Annotated in this window: 19 protein-coding genes; 11 read left to right on the top strand and 8 right to left on the bottom strand. The window is 74.9% G+C overall.

The window, feature by feature from the left end:
• Positions 1 to 285: 285 nt before the first annotated feature.
• Positions 286 to 1,938, top strand: coding sequence for a phospholipase D-like domain-containing protein (locus IF01_RS0110390; protein ID WP_030393034.1), 1,653 nt, complete (start codon positions 286 to 288; stop codon positions 1,936 to 1,938).
• Positions 1,939 to 2,034: 96 nt separating this feature from the next.
• On the opposite strand, the gene IF01_RS0110385 is transcribed toward IF01_RS0110390, so the two are convergent.
• The 4 genes from IF01_RS0110385 to IF01_RS0110370 form a co-directional block, all read right to left on the bottom strand.
• A complete protein-coding gene (locus IF01_RS0110385; RefSeq protein ID WP_030393033.1) occupies positions 2,035 to 2,310 on the bottom strand; it encodes a hypothetical protein in 276 nt (91 codons plus the stop codon).
• A gap of 151 nt (positions 2,311 to 2,461) precedes the next feature.
• Positions 2,462 to 4,030: a hypothetical protein gene (locus IF01_RS0110380; RefSeq protein ID WP_030393032.1), complete on the bottom strand. Its 1,569-nt coding sequence runs from the start codon at positions 4,028 to 4,030 to the stop codon at positions 2,462 to 2,464.
• A gap of 121 nt (positions 4,031 to 4,151) precedes the next feature.
• On the bottom strand, positions 4,152 to 4,286 hold the full coding sequence (locus IF01_RS50945) for a hypothetical protein (protein WP_255360314.1): 135 nt from the start codon (positions 4,284 to 4,286) through the stop codon (positions 4,152 to 4,154).
• Positions 4,287 to 4,420: 134 nt separating this feature from the next.
• Positions 4,421 to 5,350, bottom strand: a complete 930-nt coding sequence (locus tag IF01_RS0110370) for an aminoglycoside phosphotransferase family protein (protein ID WP_030393031.1) — start codon at positions 5,348 to 5,350, stop codon at positions 4,421 to 4,423.
• A gap of 396 nt (positions 5,351 to 5,746) precedes the next feature.
• Between IF01_RS0110370 and IF01_RS0110365 the strand changes: the two genes are divergently transcribed.
• The 9 genes from IF01_RS0110365 to IF01_RS50935 all read left to right on the top strand — a co-directional run bounded on the left by IF01_RS0110365 (position 5,747) and on the right by IF01_RS50935 (position 15,384).
• Positions 5,747 to 6,982 carry an Hsp70 family protein gene (locus tag IF01_RS0110365; protein WP_157855194.1) on the top strand — a complete coding sequence of 412 codons (1,236 nt, stop codon included), beginning with the start codon at positions 5,747 to 5,749 and terminating at the stop codon, positions 6,980 to 6,982.
• Between the two features lie 133 nt (positions 6,983 to 7,115).
• Entirely contained in the window at positions 7,116 to 8,012 is an 897-nt protein-coding gene (locus tag IF01_RS43760) for a TRAFAC clade GTPase domain-containing protein (protein WP_030393029.1), read from the top strand.
• A gap of 80 nt (positions 8,013 to 8,092) precedes the next feature.
• The gene (locus IF01_RS0110355) at positions 8,093 to 9,148 is read left to right on the top strand and encodes a hypothetical protein (RefSeq protein WP_030393028.1); all 1,056 of its coding nucleotides are present in this window, start codon (positions 8,093 to 8,095) and stop codon (positions 9,146 to 9,148) included.
• Between the two features lie 52 nt (positions 9,149 to 9,200).
• Positions 9,201 to 10,625, top strand: coding sequence for a hypothetical protein (locus IF01_RS43755; protein ID WP_030393027.1), 1,425 nt, complete (start codon positions 9,201 to 9,203; stop codon positions 10,623 to 10,625).
• Complete coding sequence (locus tag IF01_RS43750) at positions 10,622 to 12,658, top strand: dynamin family protein (protein ID WP_051755119.1); 2,037 nt, start codon at positions 10,622 to 10,624, stop codon at positions 12,656 to 12,658. The genes IF01_RS43755 and IF01_RS43750 overlap by 4 nt, the downstream gene beginning before the upstream one ends.
• Positions 12,659 to 12,663: 5 nt before the next feature.
• On the top strand, positions 12,664 to 13,608 hold the full coding sequence (locus IF01_RS0110340) for a TRAFAC clade GTPase domain-containing protein (RefSeq protein ID WP_030393025.1): 945 nt from the start codon (positions 12,664 to 12,666) through the stop codon (positions 13,606 to 13,608).
• Positions 13,605 to 15,092 carry a dynamin family protein gene (locus tag IF01_RS50940; RefSeq protein ID WP_030393024.1) on the top strand — a complete coding sequence of 496 codons (1,488 nt, stop codon included), beginning with the start codon at positions 13,605 to 13,607 and terminating at the stop codon, positions 15,090 to 15,092. Before IF01_RS0110340 ends, IF01_RS50940 begins: the two co-directional genes overlap by 4 nt.
• Positions 15,089 to 15,259 (top strand): hypothetical protein, encoded by a 171-nt coding sequence (locus IF01_RS48165; protein WP_157855193.1) that lies wholly within the window; start codon positions 15,089 to 15,091, stop codon positions 15,257 to 15,259. The genes IF01_RS50940 and IF01_RS48165 overlap by 4 nt, the downstream gene beginning before the upstream one ends.
• Positions 15,256 to 15,384, top strand: coding sequence for a hypothetical protein (locus IF01_RS50935; RefSeq protein WP_279617256.1), 129 nt, complete (start codon positions 15,256 to 15,258; stop codon positions 15,382 to 15,384). Before IF01_RS48165 ends, IF01_RS50935 begins: the two co-directional genes overlap by 4 nt.
• Here IF01_RS50935 and IF01_RS0110320 read toward each other — a convergent pair.
• The 3 genes from IF01_RS0110320 to IF01_RS0110310 form a co-directional block, all read right to left on the bottom strand.
• The gene (locus IF01_RS0110320; protein ID WP_030393023.1) at positions 15,368 to 16,918 is read right to left on the bottom strand and encodes a glycosyl hydrolase family 18 protein; all 1,551 of its coding nucleotides are present in this window, start codon (positions 16,916 to 16,918) and stop codon (positions 15,368 to 15,370) included. The two genes, IF01_RS50935 and IF01_RS0110320, sit on opposite strands and share 17 nt — an antisense overlap.
• Positions 16,919 to 17,127: 209 nt before the next feature.
• Positions 17,128 to 18,249 carry a hypothetical protein gene (locus tag IF01_RS43740; protein WP_051755118.1) on the bottom strand — a complete coding sequence of 374 codons (1,122 nt, stop codon included), beginning with the start codon at positions 18,247 to 18,249 and terminating at the stop codon, positions 17,128 to 17,130.
• Positions 18,246 to 19,010 carry a Crp/Fnr family transcriptional regulator gene (locus IF01_RS0110310; RefSeq protein ID WP_051755117.1) on the bottom strand — a complete coding sequence of 255 codons (765 nt, stop codon included), beginning with the start codon at positions 19,008 to 19,010 and terminating at the stop codon, positions 18,246 to 18,248. Before IF01_RS0110310 ends, IF01_RS43740 begins: the two co-directional genes overlap by 4 nt.
• A gap of 237 nt (positions 19,011 to 19,247) precedes the next feature.
• Between IF01_RS0110310 and IF01_RS0110305 the strand changes: the two genes are divergently transcribed.
• Complete coding sequence (locus IF01_RS0110305) at positions 19,248 to 20,822, top strand: S8 family peptidase (protein WP_051755114.1); 1,575 nt, start codon at positions 19,248 to 19,250, stop codon at positions 20,820 to 20,822.
• Between the two features lie 85 nt (positions 20,823 to 20,907).
• On the opposite strand, the gene IF01_RS0110300 is transcribed toward IF01_RS0110305, so the two are convergent.
• The gene (locus IF01_RS0110300) at positions 20,908 to 21,822 is read right to left on the bottom strand and encodes a LysR family transcriptional regulator (protein WP_051742727.1); all 915 of its coding nucleotides are present in this window, start codon (positions 21,820 to 21,822) and stop codon (positions 20,908 to 20,910) included.
• Positions 21,823 to 21,835: the final 13 nt, after the last annotated feature.

Genomic DNA, 21,835 nt, shown 5'->3' with positions numbered 1-21,835 from the left:
GACGCGGGCGGTGTCCGGGGACAACGATCATGAGCGGATCTTGGAGGGGTTGCACCACGGGCCGGATCCGGCGGGCGTCCGCCGGATCCGACCGACGCCGTCCTGACGTGCGGTGATGCCCCCGACGGACGGCGGGGGCCGGGTGGCGGGGGCCGAACGGCGGGTGGGATTCCGGCCGGTGGCTCATTGTCATGTGCAAATTGGATTAGATGTTACTTCTGGGTAATCTTGCGGCGTCCGACGGGTGAACCACGAACCGCCCGCCATGCTCTGAAGGAACATCACGTGTCCCGACCCGGCTCCCGCCGCTCCGGTCGCGCGCTGCGCACCGCCCTCGCCGCCGCCGCTGCCACCACCCTGCTCGCCGTCGTGCCCACCGCGCCCGCCCACGCGGCGTCCGGGACACCGGCGGCCTCGGACGCCACCCACCTCGACGCCGTCGAGCGCGTCCTGCGGGAGGTGTCCCCCGGACTGGAGGGCACCGTGTGGCAGCGCACCGAGGGCAACAGCCTGCCCGGCGCCGGGAACGCCGCCGACCCGGCCGACTGGCTGCTCCAGACACCCGGCTGCTGGGGCGACCCCGCCTGCGCCGACCGGCCCGGCACCCGCGCCCTGCTGGCGAAGACGACGGCCGACGTCGCCGCCGCGACCCGCACCGTCGACATCTCCACCCTCGCGCCGTTCCCCGAGGGCGGCTTCGAGGACGCGATCGTGGCCGGTCTGAAGGCCGCCGTCGCGGCCGGGAACCGCCCCGTCGTGCGGATCCTGGTCGGAGCCGCGCCGGTCTACCACGCCAACGTGCTGCCCTTCCGCTACCGGGACGAACTGGTCGCCAAGCTCGGCCCCGCCGCCTCCTCGGTCAGCCTCAACATCGCCTCGATGACCGCCTCGCGCACCGCCTTCTCCTGGAACCACTCCAAGATCCTGGTCGTCGACGGACGCACCGTCATCTCCGGCGGCATCAACGGCTGGAAGAACGACTACCTCGACACCGCCCACCCGGTGTCGGACGTCGACCTCGCGCTGAACGGTCCCGCCGCGACCTCCGCCGCCCGCTACCTGGACACCCTCTGGGAGTGGACCTGCGGGCGCACCGGGCTGTTCGACAACGCGTGGTTCGCCTCCTCGGACGGCGGCGACTGCCGCCCGTCGATCGAGCGCGAGCTCAACCCGCCGGCCGCCGCCACCGGCGGCGTCCCGGTGATCGCCGTCGGCGGCCTGGGCGTCGGCATCAAGGACGTCGACGCCAAGTCCGCGTACCGGCCCGGGCCGGTGGCGGGCGCGGCGGACGCCAAGTGCAGCATGCTCACCCTGCACGACAACACCAACGCCGACCGCGACTACGAGACGGTCAACCCCGAGGAGAACGCCCTGCGCGCCCTCGTCGGCAGCGCGCGCAAGCACATCGAGATCTCCCAGCAGGACCTCAACGCCACCTGCCCGCCGCTGGCCCGCTACGACTCCCGCCTCTACGACACCCTCGCCGCCAAGCTCGCCGACGGGGTCAAGGTGCGGATCGTGGTCAGCGACCCGGCCAACCGGGGAGCGGTCGGCAGCGGCGGCTACTCGCAGATCAAGTCCCTCGCCGAGATCAGCGACGTGCTCAAGGCCCGGCTGACCGCGCTCACCGGCGACAAGGGGAAGGCCGCCGCCGCGCTGTGCGGCAACCTGCAGCTCGCCACCTTCCGCGCCGCGCCCACCGCCACCTGGGCCGACGGCCACCCGTACGCGCTGCACCACAAGCTGGTCGCGGTGGACGACTCGGCCTTCTACATCGGCTCGAAGAACCTGTACCCGGCCTGGCTGCAGGACTTCGGCTACATCGTCGAGGACGGCAACGCCGCCGCCCAGCTGGACCGTGAGCTGCTCGCGCCGGAGTGGAAGTACTCGCAGGCGACGGCGACCGTCGACTGGGCCACCGGGACCTGCCGCGCCTGACGCGTTCCCGTCCTGCCTCCGAGCCGCTCCTGATCGGCGCGACCGACCGGCCCCGGTGGACCGTCCTCCTGGACGTCCGCCGGGGCCGGTGGTGTGTCAGTCGTCGAGCGCGGAACGCTTCCGGTGGCGGGTGCGCCCGTTGCTGCGCTCGGTGTTGTTGCGGTCGCGGGCGCGGCAGGGGAGGTGGCGGGCGAGTGCGTCGCCGCAGTTGGCCTCGGCCATCCGGCGCACCAGGTCCGCCAACCGGGTGACGAGCGGGCGCAGCCGCGCCCGGAGGGCCGCGTCGGCGCGGGTGTCGAGATGCTCGACGGCGGAGCAGAGCCGGGTGACGAGGTGTGCGGTACCGCGAAGTGCGCGGCGGAGGTGGTTCACGCGAGTGCAACCGGCGAGTCACCCGACCGGTTCCGGCCGGGGGCCGGGTGGCCGATGCCAGCCACCCGTTCGTGCGCCCTGTGCGCCCCGTGCGCGCCCGCGTGAACGGAACGGGCGGGCGCGGGTGGGGCGTCGAGTGCCTGTCAGCCCGTCAGCCGATCGGTGCGCCCGTGGGTGCCGACTGCTGTCGGGCCCGCCGGCGTTCGACCAGGGTCGCCACGCCGAAGCCCAGGGCGGTCCAGGCGGCGGCGCCGACCACCTCGACCGCGAACACCGCCACTCCGCTGAAACGGAGGAGGACGCCGGTGGAGTTCAGCCAGATCGCACCCATCGGGTACAGGCCGAGGGCGCTCAGGCCGAGTCGTTCGTCCGGCCCGAAGACCTGCGTCAGCGGCGGCAGGCGGAGCGGTACGACCGGTGCGTCCGTGTCCGTGCCGGTACCGCCGTCCGGGGGTGTGTCCGTCGGCCCGGTGGTGGACGGGTCGGTCCCGGCCGGTACCAGGGGGTGGTCGAAGCCCCACCAGGTCTCTCCGTTGTCGAGCACCAGGACGGCGAACGCGCCGCCCGTACCGCCGCTCTGGCGGCCGAGCCACCCGGCGGCACCGGCGAGCCGGACGGCCGTCCGGCCCGTGACGTCCGAGTCGGCGAAGCGGGCGGCGTGGGTCTGGAAGGCGAGCGAGCCCGGACCCGGGTCCGGTGACGGGTCGGCGGCCTCGGGGTCGAGGCGCAGGCCCGAGCGGGCGGCGACGTCGCTGTCGTCGGAGGCCCCGGTTCGGAAGGTCCATTCGAAGACGGTGCCGTGGACCCGGACCCGCTGCCAGTCGATCACCGGGCTGGTGGCGTCCTCGGGCTCGTCGCAGCCGGTGTGCGGTGGATCGGTGGTCAGCGGGTACTCCCGGACCCGCAGCAGGCGGGTCGGAAGCAGGACGCGGCGGCCCAGGACGCCGTACAGAAGGCAGTACCAGATCACCAGCATGGTTATGAGGACGGGCACGAAGCGGCTGCTCGCGAACGGGCGGCCGGGGTGGACCAGGGGGAGCAGGGGTTCCGGGAACATCCCGAGACCGGGGTGCTCCGGGTCGCGCAGGATCCGGAGGCTGTCCCCGGCCGCGAGACGGTCCAGCTTGCCGCGCTCGTTCTCGACCGCCAGCGACGCCTCGGGCTGCCCGGCGGGGTGCACGGCGATCGTCGGGCCGTGCTCGCGCGGCCGTCCCGCGGCCTCCGCCGTGGAGAGGGCCACCGTGTTGTCGGTCCACCGGGCCCCGGCGGCGACCAGGGCCTTGTGCCTGGCGATCAGCTTGTGTTCGAGCGGCTGGTGCGCGGTCAGGAGGACGACCGGGACGGTCCAGAGCGCCGGCAGCACCATCGCCCAGCCGCTCAGGACCGACCGGCGGGAGCGCCTCGCCGTCCGCGCCGCGATCCCGCGCAGTTCGGCGGGTGACGGCCGGGGCCGGGGCGGGGCAGGCTCGGCGGGTCCGAGCGCCGGGGCGAGCCGGGAGGCGAGCAGCCAGGCGAGGCCGAGCAGCACGGTGACGGCGAAGGACAGCAGCACCTCCCAGCGCGGTGCCGGGTGCCAGGGGACCACCAGCAGCGTGCCCAGGGACCAGGCCGAGGCCAGGGCGACCGCGCCACCGGTCCCGAGCGTCCACGCGGTCGAGCGTCGGCCGGTCCCGCCCTTCGGCGGCGGCAGCGCGCGCGGTGGATCGAGATACTCGTGCATGGCACCCCCCGTGCCGACGACATCGCGCGGATCACGCTAGGCCCTGATCCGGCGTCGGTCCAGGCCGCGCCGACGGGTGGCCGAACCGGGGAGGTGCGGGCCCTCATGAGGGCCCGCACGCTCACAGGTGGAAGCCGCCGCCCCCGGTCTGGCGGTAGTTGTCGCCCTCCGGCGAGTACGGCTGTGCCGTGCGCTTCCGGTCGCCCAGACCGGCGAACCACAGCAGGGACGACAGTCCCGCGATGATGCGCTTCATCGGTGTTCCCCCTCGATCCCGGGCGCGCCGACGGGACCGGTGCGCCTCGCCCCGGATCGTACGGCAGGTCGGACCGCCGACGAACCGTTCCTGAGCCTTTCCTGAGCCTTTCTTGAGCCTGACGCTCTCAGGCCCTAACCGCGGCGGTGGCGCAGCAGCGCTGTGGCGATGGCCGTCTGGGTCGGCTCCAGGGCGGTCCGGCCGTCCTCGATGTCCCAGAGGACGTTCTGCAGTACCCGGGCGAGGGTCCAGCCGGCGGCGCGGGGGCGGTCGAGTCCGAGGGCTTCGGTGAGCAGGTCGAAGCGGCGCAGTACGGTGCGGCCCGCGTCGGCGCCGGCCAGGACGGTGTCCCAGCGCTGGTCGATGGCGGGGAGCAGTTCGAACCCCGGGTCGCCGGAGAGCGGTTCGGGGTCGATGACGAGCCAGGGCTCGCGTTCGCCGGCCAGCACGTTGCCGTCGTGCAGGTCCCAGTGCAGCAGCCGGTCGCCGGGCTCGGCGAGCAGCGGGGCGACGGCCGCCGCGCAGTCCCGCAGCAGTCGGCGTTCGTCCGGGTCGCTCAGGGCCGGGGCGGCGCGGGGTGCTTCGTCCAGCATGGCGGCGGCGATGTCGTCGAGCCGGCGCAGGCCCGGTGGGGCGGGGGTGGCGGTCAGCCGGGCCATCAGTGCGGCGAGCAGCCGCAGCGCGGTGTCGTCGTCGGCGACAGTGCCGAGCGGGCGGGTCGCGTCGAGCCGTTCGAGCAGCTGGGTTCCGCTGTCGGGGTGGTGGTCGAGCAGCAGGACGGCGCCGTCGCCGCGCCAGGCCCGCAGTCCGGTCGCCACCCCGGCGGTCTCGGGGCGGACCTGTTGCAGCCGGAGGACGGCGGGGGAGCCGTCCGGCCGAAGGACCGGGAGGACCAGGGAGGCCATGCCGTGGGCGGCGGGGCCGTCCGGGTGCAGGCTCCAGCGGTCGAGGAAGTCGGCCGCGAGCGAGGGAAGTTCGCGAATCCATTGGCGTTCGGCGGTGCCGTGGGCGCGGTAGGAGGTGGCGAAGGCCTCGGGGACGTCGACCGGGCCGGGTGTGTTCATCGGAACCTCCCTCGGCGGGGCGGCGGTGTACCCCGACTCGTCCGTCCCGACTCTCGCACGGACCGGCCGCGGGGTCGAATCGACGGGAGTGGCAGCGGATTCGGTCAGCTGACGGTGTCTCGGTCGAACGGTGTGCCGAGACTGGTGGTGGCACCCCGGCCCGGGGGCGGGGTGCCACCCGGTCCGGCGCTGCTGGAGCGGGCTCCGGTCGACGGTCGGCACCCGGCTGTCGGAACCCGGCTCCGACCGGCAATGCCCATGCCATTGTCACAAGATGTACCGAACTTCTCCACCAATGCCTCCGGGGCCCTAGCATCCTGCGCGGGGTTGCCGGAGGATCGCCCTCCGGCTCCGCCCGTGCGCCCTCGTGCGACAGCAACTCCCTTGCGAGGAAACGTGTCTGACTGGTCGTTGGCCATCGACTTCGGTACCTGTTTCACCACCGCGGCCGTCCGGGCCGAGCGGCCCGGCACGGAGTCCGGCGCGCGGTCCGGCGTCGCGTCCGACGGCGCGGGGAGCGCAGCGACGGCGGTCGAGATCGAGAACAGCCGCTACCTGCCGTCCCTGGTCTGCCTGGGCGACGACGGCCGGCTGCTCACCGGCCGGGCCGCCGTCCAACTCGCCGCCCAGCGGCCGGAACGCGCCGAGCAGCACCCCAAGCGGGCGCTGCTGCGGCAACCGGCCGTGCTGCTGGACGACCGGGAGGTGGACACCGTGGACCTGGTCGCCGCCGTGCTCGCCCGGGTGGCCGGCGAGGCGCGGGCGGTGTGCGGCGGGACGGACCCGGCGCGCACCGTGCTCACCCACCCCGCCGACTGGTCGCCCGCCGACCTGGACCGGCTGGTCGAGGCCGCCGGGCGGGCCGGGCTGGACGCGCCGGAACTGCTGCCCGAACCGGTCGCGGCCGCCCGCTTCCACGCGGCGAACGCCCGGGCCGGTGACGGCGCGCCGATCGCCGTCTACGACCTCGGCGGCGGCACCGTGGACACCGCCGTCCTCCGCCGGGAGGGGGACGGCTTCCGTGCCGTCGCGGTGGCGGGGGATCCGGACTTCGGCGGCCGTGACCTGGACCAGGCCCTGTTCGAACTGCTCCGGGACCGGGCCCTGGACCTCGACCCGGCGCCCTGGCAGCGGCTCCAGGCCGACCGGACGCCCGTAGGCTCCCACCAACGCTCGCAGCTGTCACGTGAGTTGACCCTGGCCAAGGAGTCGCTGTCGAGCACCGGCACGGTGTACCTCGCGGTGCCCGGCTACCCGGAACCGTTCGTCGTGCAGGGCGGCGAGTACCGGGCCGCCGTCACCCCGGCGCTCACCGCCTCGGTGGGGCTGCTGGAACGCACCGTCGCCCGCGCCGGTCTCACCCCGGCCGAACTCGGGGCCGTCGTACTCTGCGGGGCGGCCAGCCGGACACCGCCGGTGGCCGACCTGGTCGCCGCCCGGCTCGGCCGGATCCCCGAACTGGCCGCCGACCCCAAGGCCGCCGTCGCCCTCGGCGCCCTCACCGACCCGCCCGCCCCGCCGCCGCCCGACGGCGCCGCGGCCGGGGGGACGGGATCCGAGGCCGCCGGTCCGGGCCGCTGGGCGGTCGCCCACTACCCGGCCGAGGTCGACCCCTGGTTCGACTACGACTGAACCCGGCCGGGTGGTCCGCGAGGTGAGCGCCGCCGCAGCGCCGCACCGCGCTCCGCCCTGCCCGGAAACGGGGCCGACCCGACTCGGCCCGATCCGCCCCGACCCGAGGACCCGCGACAACCCGAGGAACCGCATGGACATCGTGATGCTCGGCCACAGCGCGGCCGGGAAGACCAGCTACCTCTCCCTCATGTACGCCGCCATGTGCGACGGCGTCGAGGGCATGACCCTGCGCACCGCCGACCGCGACGCGCACCGCTCGCTGCTCGCCGACGCCCGCGCCATCCTGCGTGGCCACTACCCGCGCGCCAGCGACCGCCCCCAGTGCTACGAGTTCGTGCTCTGCCACGACGGCGACGAGATCTTCCCGTTCCGCTGGACGGACCACCGCGGCGGCGCGCTGACCGAGCACCGCCGCTCCAGCCCGCAGGCCGCCCGGCTGCACGACGACCTGGTCCGCGCCGACGGGATCGTGCTGTTCGTCGACGCCCTCCGGCTGGACACCGACCCGGAAGCGGCGGAGGACGTCCGCCGGCTCGTCGTCCGCGTCCACCAGGCGGTCTCCGACCGGGAGGAGAACCTCACCCCGCTGGTGATCGCCCTCACCAAGACCGACCTGGTCGACCTCGGCGCCGACGACGCCGAGGAGCGCTTCCTTGTCCCGTTCCTGCCGCTGATCGAGGCGGTGCAGGAGACCCGCCACATCCAGGGGGCGTTCATCCCGCTGGTCTGCGGGCCGGAGCCGGAGGGCGTGGCGCTCCCGGTGCTGTGGACGCTCCGGTTCGGCATCGTCGGCCGGGCCGTGGAGCTGTCCGCCTCGATCGAGAGCCTGATGGCCTCGGCCCGCCAGGCCGACCAGCGGGACACCCTGTGGGACCGGATCAGCAGCTGGTGGGAGGACGAGCCGTCCTGGGCCTCGATCCGGGACCGCGACCGGGCCCGCGCTGCCGCTGAACTCTCCCGCCTGGAGCCGCTGGTGGCCCCGGCCGACCGGCTGGGCGAGCTGCTGGAGGACGTCCTCTCGTTCTGAGCGGACGCCCCGACTCCCGGCCCCTGGCCTCCTGACCCGACCCGCACGACCTGCCCTGCTCACCGAGAGGACCCCGCACCATGGCCGTTCCCAAGCTCACCCTGACCATGCTCGGCGCCAGCGGCTCCGGCAAGACCGCCTACCTGCACGGCATGTACAACCGCCTCTCGATGGGCGTGCAGGGCTACTACCTCTACGCCACCGATCCCGACCTCGACCTCGACCTCGCCGAGCACTGGGCCACGCTGCGCCGCAACGGCACGATGCCCAAGGCGACCTCGGAGGACCCGATCGCCTACGACTTCGTGTTCCGCCGCGGCATGCGCGACCTCATGACCATCGACTGCGTCGACTTCCGCGGCAACGCCGCCCTGGACCGCCGGGGCACGGCCAAGGACGTCGACATGCTGCAGGAGCGGATCGCGGTGTCCGACAGCATCATCGTGGCGCTCGACTCCGAGCACGTCGCCGAATGGATCCGGCACGGCACCCCCGGGAACCTGGAGCGGTTCGGGGAGCCGATGGAGATCTCCCGGTTCGGCCGGGCGATCTCCGAGGTCTTCAGCCGCCGGCTGGACGACGGCGATCCGGTGCCCGGCGTGACCGTCCTGCTCACCAAGGCCGATCTGCTCGCCGAGCGCACGGGCATGCGGGCCTCGGAGGCCCTGCAGGCCGCGGCCCGCAACCTCCGCAACCTGCTGCCGTGGCTGGCCGGTGACGAGGCCGAGGGCGTCACGACGGCGCTCTGCGCCGTCCAGCTCGGCAACTTCGGCGGGGCGGTCCAGGCGACCGTGGACGCCAGCCGGATCGCCCCGAAGAACCTGCACCTGCCGATCATCTTCAGCCTCCGCCACTACCTCAGCGAGGGCATCGTGCGGAACCGGCAGGAGATGTCCCGGCTCTCCGACAGTCTGGACGCCTCGCGCGGCGAACTGGCCGCGCTCAGCCAGGGCTTCTTCGGCGGGCTGTTCAAGGGCGCCCAGAAGGACAGCGCCCGTCAGCAGATCGACCGGTTGGTCGCCAGCAGTTCCGCGACCGCCGCCGACCTCCAGAAGGCCCAGGACCGCTGCCGCGACCTCGACGACGAGCTGAAGGGGATCCCGATCTTCCGTGACGGCCGGTTGCTGACGGACTGAGGGACCGGGGGAGCGAGGGACCGACGGACCGACTCACGGACGGACTGATGAGATGACGACGAACACGCAGCACGGGCCGGAGCCCGAGCCCTCCTCCGCCCCGCCGGACCCGGACGCGGAACCGGCCGTGCCGGGCGGCTGGTCGGCGCTGGTCTACGGCCGCACCCTCCAGGTCGACCAGTGGTGGCGGGCGCTCCCCTCCGGGGTCGACCGGCAGGGACCGGTGGCGGACGCGGTGCGCGCCGCCGTCGCGGGCGGGAACCGACTGGAGGCGGGCCCGCGCTTCCTGCTCCACCGCGACGCCCGCGGCGTCCTGGTCGGCGCCGCCTGCGAGTTGGGCCGGATCAGCCGGACCATGGTGCACGACCGGTTCGGCCGGCCGCTGTACGGCTTCGTGGGCTGGTACCGGGCCGCGGCGCCGGACGCTGCCGACCCGAGGATTCCCGAACTCGCCGAACTGACCGCCCACTTGGTCGACTGGGCCGGGCCGGTCTACACCGAGTGGATCGCGCCGACCTGGGAGGCGGTCGGCCGGGAGGAGGCCGAGCCCAGGACCACCCGGCCGGTCGCCGCCCCGTGGCACGGGGTAGCCGCGCCCTCGCCCACGGCGGCGGTCTGGCTGCCCGCGCACTCGGCCGGGACGCATCTGCTGCCCGAGTCGGACGCGGCCGCCCTCTGGTCGGCGGCCGCCGGGGCGGCCCGGGACCGGTGCCTGCTGGCCACCGGCTGGCGGCGGCGCTCCGACGCCGAGGCGCACCGGTTCACCCATCTGACCAGTGCGGACTGCCGGGCGTACGAGTTGCTGCGGCCCCCGCCGCCCCCGCGGCCCGCGCCGCCGCGACCCGTGCCCGTGGTGGGGCCCGGCCCGGCGGTCGGACCGACGGGATCCGACGGAGGGGCCGGAGGGACCGGGGGGACCGGGGGGAGCGAGGGTGCGGGCGACCCGGACTCCTCGCTCGCGGAGACCTTCCGGGCCGGTCGCCGGGCGCTGCGGAGGATGACGCGGGGCCTCTTCGGGGCCGAGGAGTCCGGGGCGGCCGAGCCGCCGACCTCGCCGGGGCCGCAGAAGCCTCCCGGGGCCGGCCGCCGCTACTACGGCGACCTGGACGAGGCGTCGGCCGGCCCGGCGCAGCCGCCCGCCCGCCCGGCGCAGCCCGACGGCGCCCGCCCGGCGCCCACCGGTCCCGCGTCCACCGGTCCCGCGTCCACCGTTCCAAGGCCCACCGGCCCCGCCGCCCCCGGCCGTCGGGCGGAGGCCACGCCGTTCCGGCGGACCCGCGCGGTCGACCCCCAACAGGCCGACCTCTCCGGCATGTTCGGCGAGTTCGACGAGCCCGGACCCCCGCCGCCCGCCGCGCCGCCCACCGCCCCGCCCGCAGGAACTCCGCCCGCCGCCCCCTCGGACCCGCAGAAGACCCGCTCCGAGGCCCCCGGCCCCGGGCCCACCGACGACTCCGCCACGGGAGAACCCTCATGACCCCGCCCCGCCCCGAAGCCCCCTCCCGGGCCCGCGTGCTGGACTTCGCGGCCCGCACCGCCGAGCTCCTCGAGCGCGCCGCCCGCGCCGCCGCCGCCGAGGCCGCCGACACCGACCGGGCAGCCGACCGCACTGCCGACCGCGCCCCCGAGACGTCGTCCGACGACGCCGGCGACGGCGTCCAGCGCCTCCGCGACGAGGCCGCCCGGGCCGCCGACGGCTCCGCCACCCTGGTGGTGGTCGGCGAGAAGAAGCGCGGCAAGAGCTCCACCATCAACAGCCTGGTCGGCGTCCCCGACCTCCTCCCGGTCGACGCCGACGTCGCCACCGGCGTCCACATCGTCGTCCGGTACGGCGAGCACCCGCGCGCCGTCGCCCACCTGCGGTCCGACGGCGACGCCCCGGAGGCCCCGCCGCGCACCGAGCAGATCCCCCTGGAGCGGATCGCCGAGTACGCCGCCGTCGACCCGCGCACCGGCCGTCCGCGCCGCCTCGACGTCCACCACGTCGAGGTCGAACTGCCCGTCCCGCTGCTGGCCGCCGGACTGGAACTCGTCGACACCCCCGGTGTCGGCGGCCTCGTCGGCGGGCACGCCCAACTCGCCCTGGCCGCCCTGGAGAACGCCGACGCACTGGTCTTCGTGGTCGACGGATCCAGCGAACTCACCCGCTCCGAGCTGGACTTCCTCGGCCGGGCGACCGAGCGCACCGCCGAGACGGTGTTCGTGCTCACCAAAACCGACAGCTACGACGCCTGGCCCACCGTCGTCGAACGCAACCGCGAACTGCTCGCCCGGCACGCCCCCAGGCACGCCGAGGCACCCTGGTTCCCGGTCAGCAACCGGGCCCGCCGCGACGCCGTCGAGGCCGCCGACGCGGGCGAACTCCACGAGGCGGCCGAACTCCTGGCGGAGAGCGGCTTCGAACCGCTGGAGGCGCTGCTGCGCCGCCGGATCGCCGCCCGGGCGGCCGAACTGCGGCTCGCCAACGTGGTGCACGTCGCCCTCGCCGCGCTCGCGGCACCGCTGGCCGAGCAGGAGCTGCGGCTCCGGTCGCTCCAGCAGGAACCGGGCCTGGCCGCCGAGGTCGAGCGGGCCGAGGAGGCGCTGCGGCAGCTCCAGCCGGAGAGCGCGCAGTGGCGGCGGGCCCTGACGACCGGCTCCCGCGAACTCAAGAACACCCTCCAACTGGGCTTCCGGCGCAGCCTCAACGACGTCCGCCAGGTCGCCGAGGCGAAGATCGCCACCTCCGAACCCGCTGCGCTCGCCGAGGAGTTCCCGGCCGAGCTGGAGGCACAGGTGGAGGCGGTCTGGCTGCAGCTGGACAACGCGGCCCGCCGCGGCCTGGCCGTCCTGGAGCAGCGGGTCCGCGACGAGTGCGCCACCGTGCTCGACGCCGGGCACGCGGACGGGAAGGGCGACGGGCGCGCCGACGGTTCCGGGCCCGGCACGGAACTGGCACTCGTCGAGGAAGGCGCCGTCATCCGCGCCGAACGCGGCACCCTGCTGCCGGAGATGGTGCGCTCCACCCACCGCGACGGCGGTCCGCTCGGGATGCTGGAGAACGTGATCCCGACCGTCGGCACCGCCGCCACCTTCGGCACCGTGATCGGCCTGCTCACCAGCAGCGTCCTGCTGCCAGCGGTGGCCAGCTACGCGATGCTCGCGGTCCTCACCCGCCGCCGGCGCCAGCGCGCCGAACTCGGCCGGGTCCGCGGCGACGCCACCCGCCACCTCAACCGGGTGCTGACCGAGCTGACCACCGAGATCCCCGCGCAGATCACCGACCACGTCGACGGGTTGGCCGACCGGCTCGGCCTGGCGCTGGACCGCGCGATCGCCGACGAGCGGCTCCGGCTGGAACGCCGACTGGCCGAGCACCGGCGCAACCTGGCCGCCTCCGCCGCCGAACTCGCCGCCGCCCGGGACCGCACCAAGCGCCGGATCGGCGCCCTCACCACCCTGCGCGACGAGGGCCTCGCCCTCGCGCACGGCCTGGCCGCCACCGGCCGCCCCGACCCGGACCGGAGCTGACCGCAATGGACCTCTCCCAACTGCGGCTGGTCGCCCTCGGCCACAGCAGCGCGGGCAAGAGCAGCTGCCTCGCCGCGATGTACACCCGCCTCGCGGCCGGCCGCAAGGGCTTCCGGCTGACCACCGCCGACACCGCCCTCGCCCAACACCTCACCGCCACCGGCAAACTGCTGGGACGCGGAATCTATCCGCCGCCGTCCTCCCGCCGGACCGAGCTGACGGCCGGCCTGACCTTCGGCCGCCGCGAGGTCCTCGGCTTCGAGTGGACGGACTACCGGGGCGGGGCACTCACCGGTTCGGCCGCCGACGACCCCGAGACCGCGCAACTCCTGGAGCGGCTCACCCACGCGGACGCGGTGGTGGTCTTCGCCGACACCCAGCGCCTCGCCACCGACCCCGAGTCCCAGGACGAGGTGCGCCGCACCGTGGTGCTGCTGCACCGCGCCGTCGACGAGCAGCCGACGCCGCTCCCCGTCGTGCTCGTCTACACCAAGGCCGACCTGGTCACCGACCCCGCCGACTGGGCCCGGGCCCGGGCCGCGGCGGCCCCCTTGGAGGAACTGCTCGTCAGCGGCGGCCGGGTGCGCGGGACGGCGGTCGCGGTCTCCTGCGGCACATCGACGCGCGGGGTCGCCGTGCCCGTCCTGTGGTGCCTGTCCGTCCTGCTCACCCACCGGGCGGACGAGGTCGCCCGGAGCCTCGGTTCGACCAGGGAGCTGATCAAGGACCTGCGCAAGCAGGCCAACGGGATCGACAGCATGGTCTCCTGGTTCAAAGGGGTGGACAGCGCGGCCAAGCGGCTCAAGTACTGGGAGGAGGTGGGCCGGGAGGAGAAGGCGGAGCTGGCCCTGCTCGACCGCCCGTCGCGGCGGCTGGCCCGCCTGCTGAACGCGGAGCAGCGCGGCACCGTACCCCCGGCGGCCGCACCCGTCCCGTCGGCCGCCCGGTGACGGCCGCCCCGCCGCGCGGCGGTGAACTCGCGCCACTGGTGGCCGGGTTCACCGCCGAACTCGAGGGCCTGCTGCCCCCGGGGCCGCCCGCCGCGGCGGTGCGGGCGGCCCGCGAGCGGCTGGCCGGCCGCACCCTGCGGATCGCGGTCGGCGGCCGGATGAACGCGGGCAAGTCCACCCTGGTGAACGCCCTGCTGGGCCGCCGGCTCGCCGCCTCCGCCGCCACCGAGTGCACCACCGTGGTGGCCTGGTTCCGGCCCGGACCGCTCAACCGGATCCAGGTCCGCCACCGGGACGGAACCGCGCACTGGCGGCCCGGCGGCCTGCCGCGCGACCCCCGCGACCTCGGCCTGCCCGCCGAGCAGATCGCCGAGGTCGTGGTCGAGGCCGCCGGACTGCGTCCCGTCGGCGACTGCGAACTCGTCGACACCCCCGGCCTGGACTCGCTCAGCGGCCTCGACGCGCCCGCGCTGGACGCCCTCGCCCGCGCGGACGCGATGATCTACGTCATGCCGCACCCCGGCGCCGGCGACGCCGAGGCCCTCGGCGCCCTGCGCGCCCAGGCCGACGGCCGGATGACCGCGCTCAACGCCGTCGGCGTGCTCAGCCGGATCGACCTGCTCGGCGAGGGCCACGGCGACCCCTGGCCGCGCGCCCGCCAGGTCGCCGCCACCAACGCCGAACGGCTGGCCGGCCTCGTCGACGAAGTCCTCCCGGTGGTCGGACTGCTCGCCCAGACCGCCCTCGGGGACGACTTCACCGAACCGGACGCCGCCCTCGTCCGCCGGCTCGCCGACGCGCCCGCCGGGGAGCTGCGCCGCGCCCTCTACTCCGGCCGGCGCTTCCTCGACTGGGACACCGGGCCGCTCACCCGCACCGAACGCGGGCGGCTGTTCGGCCTGTTGGGCGTCTACGGCATCGACACCGCGCTCGCGGCCGCCCGCCGGTACCGGGCCGAGGGGCGGCCGATCGGCGCGGCCGCGCTGCTGGCGGAGTTCCGCGCGGCCTCCGGCATCGCCGCCGTGGTCGAGCAGTTGACCCGCCGGTTCGTCGACACCGCCGACGTGCTGCGCTCGGCCGCCGCCCTCGGCGCCGTCGAGGCGGCCCTGGCCACCGGCGAGGACCTCCCCGCCGACCTGCTCCGGCAGGCCCGCGCCCGGATCGGCGAGCTGCGCCGGCACCCTGAGCTGCGCCGCCACGAACTCGCCCGCGCCCTGGCCGCCGTGGCCGCCCGGCGGATCGAACTCGACCAGGACGCAGTCGAGTCTCTGCTCGCCCTCGCCACCGGCCGCACCCCGGCCGCCCGGCTCCGCCTGCCCGAGGACACCACCCCCGCCGCCCTGCGCCGGGCGGCCGCGCACGCCGCCCGCGACTGGCGCCGCCTGGAGGACGGCCCGCTGCGCGACGTCGGCCGGTACGCGCGGATCGCCCGAGAACTGTGCGAGGCCATCTACTTCGCCACCCCACCGGAGGGAACCCCATGACCGACCCCGACCGGACCTGGGACGACGGCCGCCTCCACCCCGAGGACGTCGTCGAGGCCGCCGACCACACCGCCTACGAGTCCCCGTCCGACTACTACCACGGCGACAACGGCCACGAGCCCGACCCGGCCCCGCAGCCCGACCGGTCGGCGGAGGACGGCTGGTGAGCCGGGGCCCGATGCCGAGGCTGCCGAGCGTGCGGCGGGCCCGGCCGCTGGTCGCGGCCGGGCCCTCGTACAGCGCGCAGCACCCGCTCCTGGGCAGCGGTGCGCGGGTCAGCTCGTACCGGTGACGTAGAGGGGCTTCATGTCGACGACCGTGGTGGTCACCGTGTGGCCGAGCCCTTCGCGGGCGGCGTTGGCGAGCAGGCCGGTGTCGCCGTCGGCCCGGTAGGCGTACAGGCCACCGAGCTTCTTGGCGCGGGCGTACTCGGCCTTGGCCTTCACCGTGCGCGGGGTGTCCAGGGAGATGAAGACGCCGCTCTCCGGGTTGTGGAGGAAGTCGGCGTCGGCGCGGGTGTCGGTGTACAGGCTGAAGCCGTTGCGACCCGTGCCGTTCTCCAGATCGAGGTAGTTGCGCAGGATGTCCGCCTGCTCGCTCTTGCCCGACTCGAACGAGCCGACCGTGGTCCGGTCGGGGTAAGCCTCGTACGAGCCGCTCAGCGGCGAGATCCCCCGGACCTGCGCCCGCTGGGCGTTGCGGGTGTGGGTGGCGTAGGCCAGGTGGATGACACCCGGGGCGACGTTCAGCTCCTCGACCAGGTACGTCACCGCGGCGTCCACGCTCTGCGGCTCGTCGGCGTGGGGGTCGTGGCGCAGCGGAGCGTGGTGTGCGAGGCCTTCGGCCCACGGGGAGCCGAAGTGGTCGAAGGCGAGGAGGTTGACGCGCTGCGCGCCGGCGGCGACGAGCAGCGGGACGTTCATGTCCCTGATCCGGTCGACGACGGCGGGGGCGCTGATGGCGATGGTGGCGTTCGGGAGCTTCTGCCTGACCGCGCGGATGAGCTGGGCGAAGTTCTCGGGGTCCTCGGGGCCGTAGGCGTTCTCGGGTGCGCCGGGTACGCCGGGGAACTGCCAGTCGAGGTGGACGGCGGTGAACATGGGGAAGGCCTGGAAGATTCGGGCGAGGGAGTCGGCGAGGGCCTCCCGGGACTTGGCTTCCTTGGCGATGCGGTGGAACGCTTCGCTCATCTCCCAGCCGCCGACGTCCAGGCCGACCTTCAGCTTCGGGTTCTTCTTCTTCAGGGCGGCGACGGCGCCGAGCACGCCGCGGGCCTTGTCCTGGGTGAAGTTGCCGGCGCTGTCGTCGCTGAACCAGCCGTCGAAGCCGAAGCCGATGTGCGCGAGAACGTCGTTCCAGCCGTCGGTGAACGTGGCCCGGCCGCGCCGGTCGGGCAGGTCGGACCGGCTGGAGGCGATCTTGAAGTCGAGGGCGGCGCGCTCGATGACGTCCTTCTTCTCGCCCTGGTCGCCGATGATGCCGACGCCGCCGATGACGATCTCGTCGAAGGCGTCGGCGGGGATGCGGGCAATGTCCGCGCCCGGCCCGCCCTGGCGGTAGTCGAGGTTGACGTCGCCGGCGAACTGGCCGTAGCGGTCGTCGTAGGCGGTGTACGACGCCACGGCCCCGGACAGGGTCAGGCCGTTGCCGCCCTGGTAGGTGTTGAAGACCGTCTTCGCCGACCGGCGCGGGGTGTAGGACAGCTTGACGTCCTCCGTCGCCGGGTCGAAGCCGTTCACCTCGTAGGTCTTCTCGGCCGCTCCCTTGCCCCATACCGCGCCATTGACGTCGATGCCCGGATCGGAGGCGTTGACCAGCTCACTCACGACGGATTCCCCTCGGTTGCAACCACGATGCGTACGTCCACCGCCGGGCGCCCCGGGTGGAGGGAGGCGCGGGTGGAGGGCATGGTCGATGCCGAACGACCGGTGCCGCATGCATCCTCGGTGACGATCGGTCAGATCTGCGGGGTCGAATCTCGATCTTCACTCGATAGGGTGATCTTCGAGGCATTGCCGCCCCGCCCCGACCGGCGTCAGTGGTGCGGGCCGTGCCACCAGTGGCCGGTGCCGGGGTCGTGGTCGGGGTGGTCCGGGGAGGCTAAGGGGTCGTGGTGGTCGCCGTGGTGCCCGTCGTGGCCGCCGTGGTCCTCGCCGTACGGGGTGCCGGTGTCCTCGTGGTGGGGGTCGTGGTGGTGCGGGTCGGTCGACCAGGCGTCGGTGCCCCAGCCGTCGTGGTGCCAGCTGTCCTCGTGGTGCGGGGCCGCGTCGTGGTGGGGGGAGCCGTCTCCACCGTGCTGCCCGTGGTGCTCGTCCCCGTAGCCGTCGTGGTCCCCGCCGTGCCCGTGGGTCCCGTCGTGGCCGTGCTGCCCGTGGTCCTGCTGCTCGTGGTGCCCGTCGGCCGGGTCCCCGTCGTGGTGCGGCGGCGGGTCGTCGTGGTGGTGGGTCGGCGGGGTCGCGCCGAGGGCGATCCCGACGGCGGCGTCCCCCAGGCCGCGCAGCAGCGCCGAGCGCCGCTCCCGGCGCGGGGTGCCGGGCGCGGCCGGCGGGGCGAGTACCACCAGCGCGCCGTCCCGGGGTGTGCCGAGCCAGGCCTTCGTCTTGAAGCGCTTGGCCGGGACGGCCACCGTGATGCTGGTGAACGCGTCCACCGGGAGGCCGCCGGCGCCCGCCGCGAAGGCGTCCGCGAACAGGTCGTCGGCGACCACCAGCGCCAGATCGGTGTCCGGGGTGTCCTTGAGCGCCGACCGGGCGTGCTCGCAGTCGAGCAGCCGGCAGGCGGTCTCCACCGCGCGGGCCACGTACCCGAGGGCGGCCCGCTGCACCCCGCCCTGGGCGAGGGCCGCCCGGATCCGGAGCCGCCCCGCCGTCCCGGGAGCCCGGTTGAGGGTGTGCAGGGCGTCGCGCAGGCCGAGGACGAGCCCGGGCAGCGCCTTGGCCTCGTCGACGTCGGGCGGCAGCAGGAGCAGCTGCCCGTCGCCCCGGTCCTGGGCCTCGCAGCGCCCCCGGTCGACGCCGGCCCGCCCGCAGGCGTGGTCCAGGGCGCGGTCCAGCCGCTCCTGGACGGCCTGCTGCACCCAGTACGGCCGCCCGCTGTACGCCTCGATGTCGACCACCAGGACGACCCGGCGCACCCTGGGCGCGAGGGCGCCGCTCATGACCGGCCGCCCCGGTCGGTGGGGAGGGCGAGTCCGGCCGCCGCAGCGAGCGGGGTGCGGTCGCGGACGACCAGCCCGCGGTAGCCGGTGCGGACGGCGCCCTGGTCGCGGAGGGTGCGCAGGGAGCGTTCGACGCTGGCGGCGGAGAGCCGGGCGAGCGCCGCCAGGTCGGCGTGGCTGAGCGGGATGTCGATCCGCAGGCCCTGCTCGGTGGGCACGCCGCAGGAGTCGAGCAGGATGAGCAGGGTGCGGGCGAGCCGGGCCAGGCCGGTGCCGTGGCCGACGTCGATCCGGTAGCGGGTGGCCAGGCGGAGTTTGCGGGTGACGGAGCGCTGGAGCGCGAGCGCGGCGGCGGGCCGGTCGGCGAGGTAGTCCAGGAAGGCGGCGGCGCCGATCTCCCTGGTGGTGCTGGTGCGCACGGCGAGGACGCTGGCGGAACGCGGTTCGCCGTCCAGGACGGCCAGTTCGCCGACGAGTTCGCCGGGCTGGCGGACGGCGAGCAGGGCCTCGCCGCCGTCCTCGGTGGCGGCCACCACCTTGACCCAGCCGGTCAGCAGGACGACGACCCGGTCGCCGGGCTCGCCCTCGATCATCAGCGCCTCGTTGTGCGCGTAGACCCGCCTGGTGCCCAGGCCGTGCAGGGTCCGCAGGTCGTCGGCGCCGAGCCCGGCGAAGGGGCCGCGCTCGAAGGGAACGACCGTGGCGGTGCCGGGTCTTGCCCGTCCTGTCGCCGCCCCGGTCCGGTCGCGTGAGTCGTCCATGCTGCCTGCCCCCACCCGGTCGGCAACCCGCCCCGACCGGGGCGATTCCGTACGGAACATAGCGCACCGCCCGCCGCGGTGTCAGTCCCGGAGCACCGTGCGGCCGCGGTCCGCCCGTTCCCGGGTTCGGTCGCCGACGAAGCACAACCACAGGGCGTTGCCGGTTAGTTGACGATGCGTCAGGATCTGGGGGAGCGAGGTGCCGGTTCCGGGCCTCGGACCGGAGGGGGTCGGACGGTGGTTTCAGGAATACGCCTGCGCAGGATCTGCGCGGTGCTCGGCGCGGCCGTCGCGCTGTCGATCGGCGCCGGCGGGGTGCTCCCCGCCTCGGCGGCGGTGCCCGAGGGGATCGTGCAGGGGGAGGGATCGCCCGGGGCCGTCCCCGGCACCTATCTGGTGGTGCTCAAGCCGGGCACCGCGCAGCGGAGTTCGGTCGCGGCCGGGGCGGCGGCGCTGGCCCGCTCGTACGGCGGCACGGTGCGTCGCAGCTTCGACGCGGCGCTGCCCGGTTTCTCGGCCGCGCTGACGCCCCGGCAGGCGCGCCGGCTGGCCGCCGACCCGTCGGTGGCGGTCGTCTCGCAGAACCGCCGGGTGCGGGTGGACGGCGTGCAGACCTCGCCGGGCTCCTGGGGGCTGGACCGGGTCGACCAGCGGCGCTTCCCCTACGACGACCGCTACACCTACCCGGACACCGCGGGCGCCGGGGTGACGGCGTACATCATCGACACCGGGGTGCGGATCACCTCGGAGGAGTTCGAGGGGCGGGCCTCGTACGGCTACGACGCGATCGACGGCGACGACGTCGCGGACGACGGCTACGGCCACGGCACGCATGTCGCGGGGACGGTGGCGAGCAGTTCGTTCGGTGTCGCCAAGGCCGCGAAGATCGTCTCGGTCCGGGTGCTGAACGACGACGGCGAGGGCACCACGGAGCAGGTGGTGGCCGGCATCGACTGGGTGACCAGGCACGCCGTCCGCCCGGCGGTGGTCAACATGAGCCTCGGCAGCGACCCGGACCCGGTGATGGACGCGGCGGTGGCGGGCTCGATCGCCACGGGTCTGACCTACACCGTCGCGGCCGGCAACCAGAGCGTCGACGCGAACGAGCACTCCCCGGCCCGGGTGCCGAGCGCGATCACCGTCGGTGCGACCGACCGCGACGACACCCAGGCGTACTTCTCCAACTACGGCCCGCTGGTGGACCTCTACGCGCCCGGCGTGGCCATCACGTCGGCCTGGTACGTGAGCGACCTCGGCGGCTTCGGGGTCGAGATGTCGGGCACCTCGATGGCCGCTCCGCACGCGGCGGGGGCCGCCGCGCTGTACCTGTCGTCCCATCCGGCTGCCACGCCCGCCCAGGTGTCCGCGGCCCTGATCTCGGCGGCGACCGTCGGCTCGCTGCGCGAGCTCGGCCAGGGCTCCCCGGACCGGCTGCTGTACACCGGCACGGTGCCGAACCGCCCGCGCGGCCCGCTGTTCGCCCAGCCGGCGCCGGTGACCTTCGACGGGAAGGGCACGGTCGAGTCGCCGGTCACCGTGACCGGCGTGAGCGGCAGGGCGCCGCGCGACCTGGACGTGGCCGTGGACATCGACTACTGGTGGCGCGGCGACCTCAAGGTGGAACTGGTCGCCCCGGACGGCGCCGCGTTCCTGCTGCACGACACCGACATCGGCGAGGCCTACTCGAACTTCGTCGGCCTCTTCGGTGTGGACGCCTCCGCGCACACGGCGGCCGGGGTCTGGCGGCTGCGGGTGACCGACGTCGGCGGCTACTTCCCCGGCACCATCAACAACTGGTCGCTCCGGTTCTGACCAGGGCCCGGCCCAGGTGCTCAGCGGTGCCGGCCACCACCCGGCCGGGGCGCCCGGCGGTTCCGGCCACCACCCGGTCGGGCGCTCAGCAGGCCTCCAGGGCGGCCGCCTCCTCCCGGACCAGCTCGCGCAGCGCGGCGAGCCCGGGACGGCGGTCGTCCAGGCGCCACTGGAGCTCCAGCGGGAGCGTGGCCCGGCCCGCCAGCCGCACCGTGACCACGTCCTCGGTGAGGTGGCCGGTCATCGAGGCGGGGACGAGGGAGAAGGCCCGGCTCTGCGACAGCAGGTAGAGCCGGGAGCCGACGATCCGGGCCGGGCCGACCAGGACCGGCGGCTCCACCCCGCGTTCGGCGCACAGCGCCAGCACGTGGTCGTAGTAGCGCGGACTCTGCTCGCGCGGCCACAGCAGCAGCGGCAGGTCGCCGAGCTCGTCCAGCCGGACCGCGTCCCGCCCGGCCAGCGGATGGTCCCGGCTGAGGGCGACGTGCACCGGCTCGTCGGCGATCCGTTCGCGCCGGTAGCCGGGCACGTCGTCGAGGAAGCGGCCCAGGCCGAGGTCGGCGAGTTCGCCCGCCAGGGTGGCGGACACCCGGCCGGTGTCCACCGAGAGTTCGGCCAGGACGAGTTCGGGCAGCTCGCGCTCGGCCCGGCTCACCACGGCGGGCAGCAGCCGGTTGACCACGGTCGGGGAGGCGACGATCCGGGCCGTGCCGAGCCTGGTCTCCTCGTGCAGCCGCACCCGGGCGAGCAGGGTGCCCGCCTGGTCGAGCAGCCGGGCGGACTCGGCGGCCATCACCTCCCCGGCCGAGGTCAGCCGCACCGACCGGCGGCTGCGGTCGAAGAGCTCCACCCCGACGGTCCGCTCCAGCCGGGCGACCTCCTGGCTGACCGTCGGCTGGGAGATGTGCAGGCGCTCGGCCGCCCGGCCGAAGTGCAGGGTGTCGGCCACCGCGAGGAAGACCTCCAGCTGGCGCAGGGTGAGACTCGTAGCCCGACTCATAGCCGAGAGTCTA

Origin of the sequence: Kitasatospora purpeofusca (genome assembly GCF_000718025.1) — a bacterium.
GTDB lineage: Bacteria > Actinomycetota > Actinomycetes > Streptomycetales > Streptomycetaceae > Kitasatospora > Kitasatospora purpeofusca.
The sequence above is the reverse complement of the archived record's forward strand: the minus strand, read 5'-3'. Positions and strand labels throughout refer to the sequence as shown.

What these genes read in the sequence shown, in the direction of transcription:
- IF01_RS50945 (WP_255360314.1), bottom strand. Translation starts at nt 4,286, where the DNA reads ATGAAGCGCATCATCGCGGGACTGTCGTCCCTGCTGTGGTTCGCCGGT.
- IF01_RS48165 (WP_157855193.1), top strand. Translation starts at nt 15,089, where the DNA reads ATGACCGACCCCGACCGGACCTGGGACGACGGCCGCCTCCACCCCGAG.
- IF01_RS43740 (WP_051755118.1), bottom strand. Translation starts at nt 18,249, where the DNA reads ATGAGCGGCGCCCTCGCGCCCAGGGTGCGCCGGGTCGTCCTGGTGGTC.
- IF01_RS0110355 (WP_030393028.1), top strand. Translation starts at nt 8,093, where the DNA reads ATGGCCGTTCCCAAGCTCACCCTGACCATGCTCGGCGCCAGCGGCTCC.
- IF01_RS0110380 (WP_030393032.1), bottom strand. Translation starts at nt 4,030, where the DNA reads ATGCACGAGTATCTCGATCCACCGCGCGCGCTGCCGCCGCCGAAGGGC.
- IF01_RS0110340 (WP_030393025.1), top strand. Translation starts at nt 12,664, where the DNA reads ATGGACCTCTCCCAACTGCGGCTGGTCGCCCTCGGCCACAGCAGCGCG.
- IF01_RS0110310 (WP_051755117.1), bottom strand. Translation starts at nt 19,010, where the DNA reads ATGGACGACTCACGCGACCGGACCGGGGCGGCGACAGGACGGGCAAGA.
- IF01_RS0110300 (WP_051742727.1), bottom strand. Translation starts at nt 21,822, where the DNA reads ATGAGTCGGGCTACGAGTCTCACCCTGCGCCAGCTGGAGGTCTTCCTC.
- IF01_RS43760 (WP_030393029.1), top strand. Translation starts at nt 7,116, where the DNA reads ATGGACATCGTGATGCTCGGCCACAGCGCGGCCGGGAAGACCAGCTAC.
- IF01_RS0110370 (WP_030393031.1), bottom strand. Translation starts at nt 5,350, where the DNA reads ATGAACACACCCGGCCCGGTCGACGTCCCCGAGGCCTTCGCCACCTCC.
- IF01_RS43750 (WP_051755119.1), top strand. Translation starts at nt 10,622, where the DNA reads ATGACCCCGCCCCGCCCCGAAGCCCCCTCCCGGGCCCGCGTGCTGGAC.
- IF01_RS43755 (WP_030393027.1), top strand. Translation starts at nt 9,201, where the DNA reads ATGACGACGAACACGCAGCACGGGCCGGAGCCCGAGCCCTCCTCCGCC.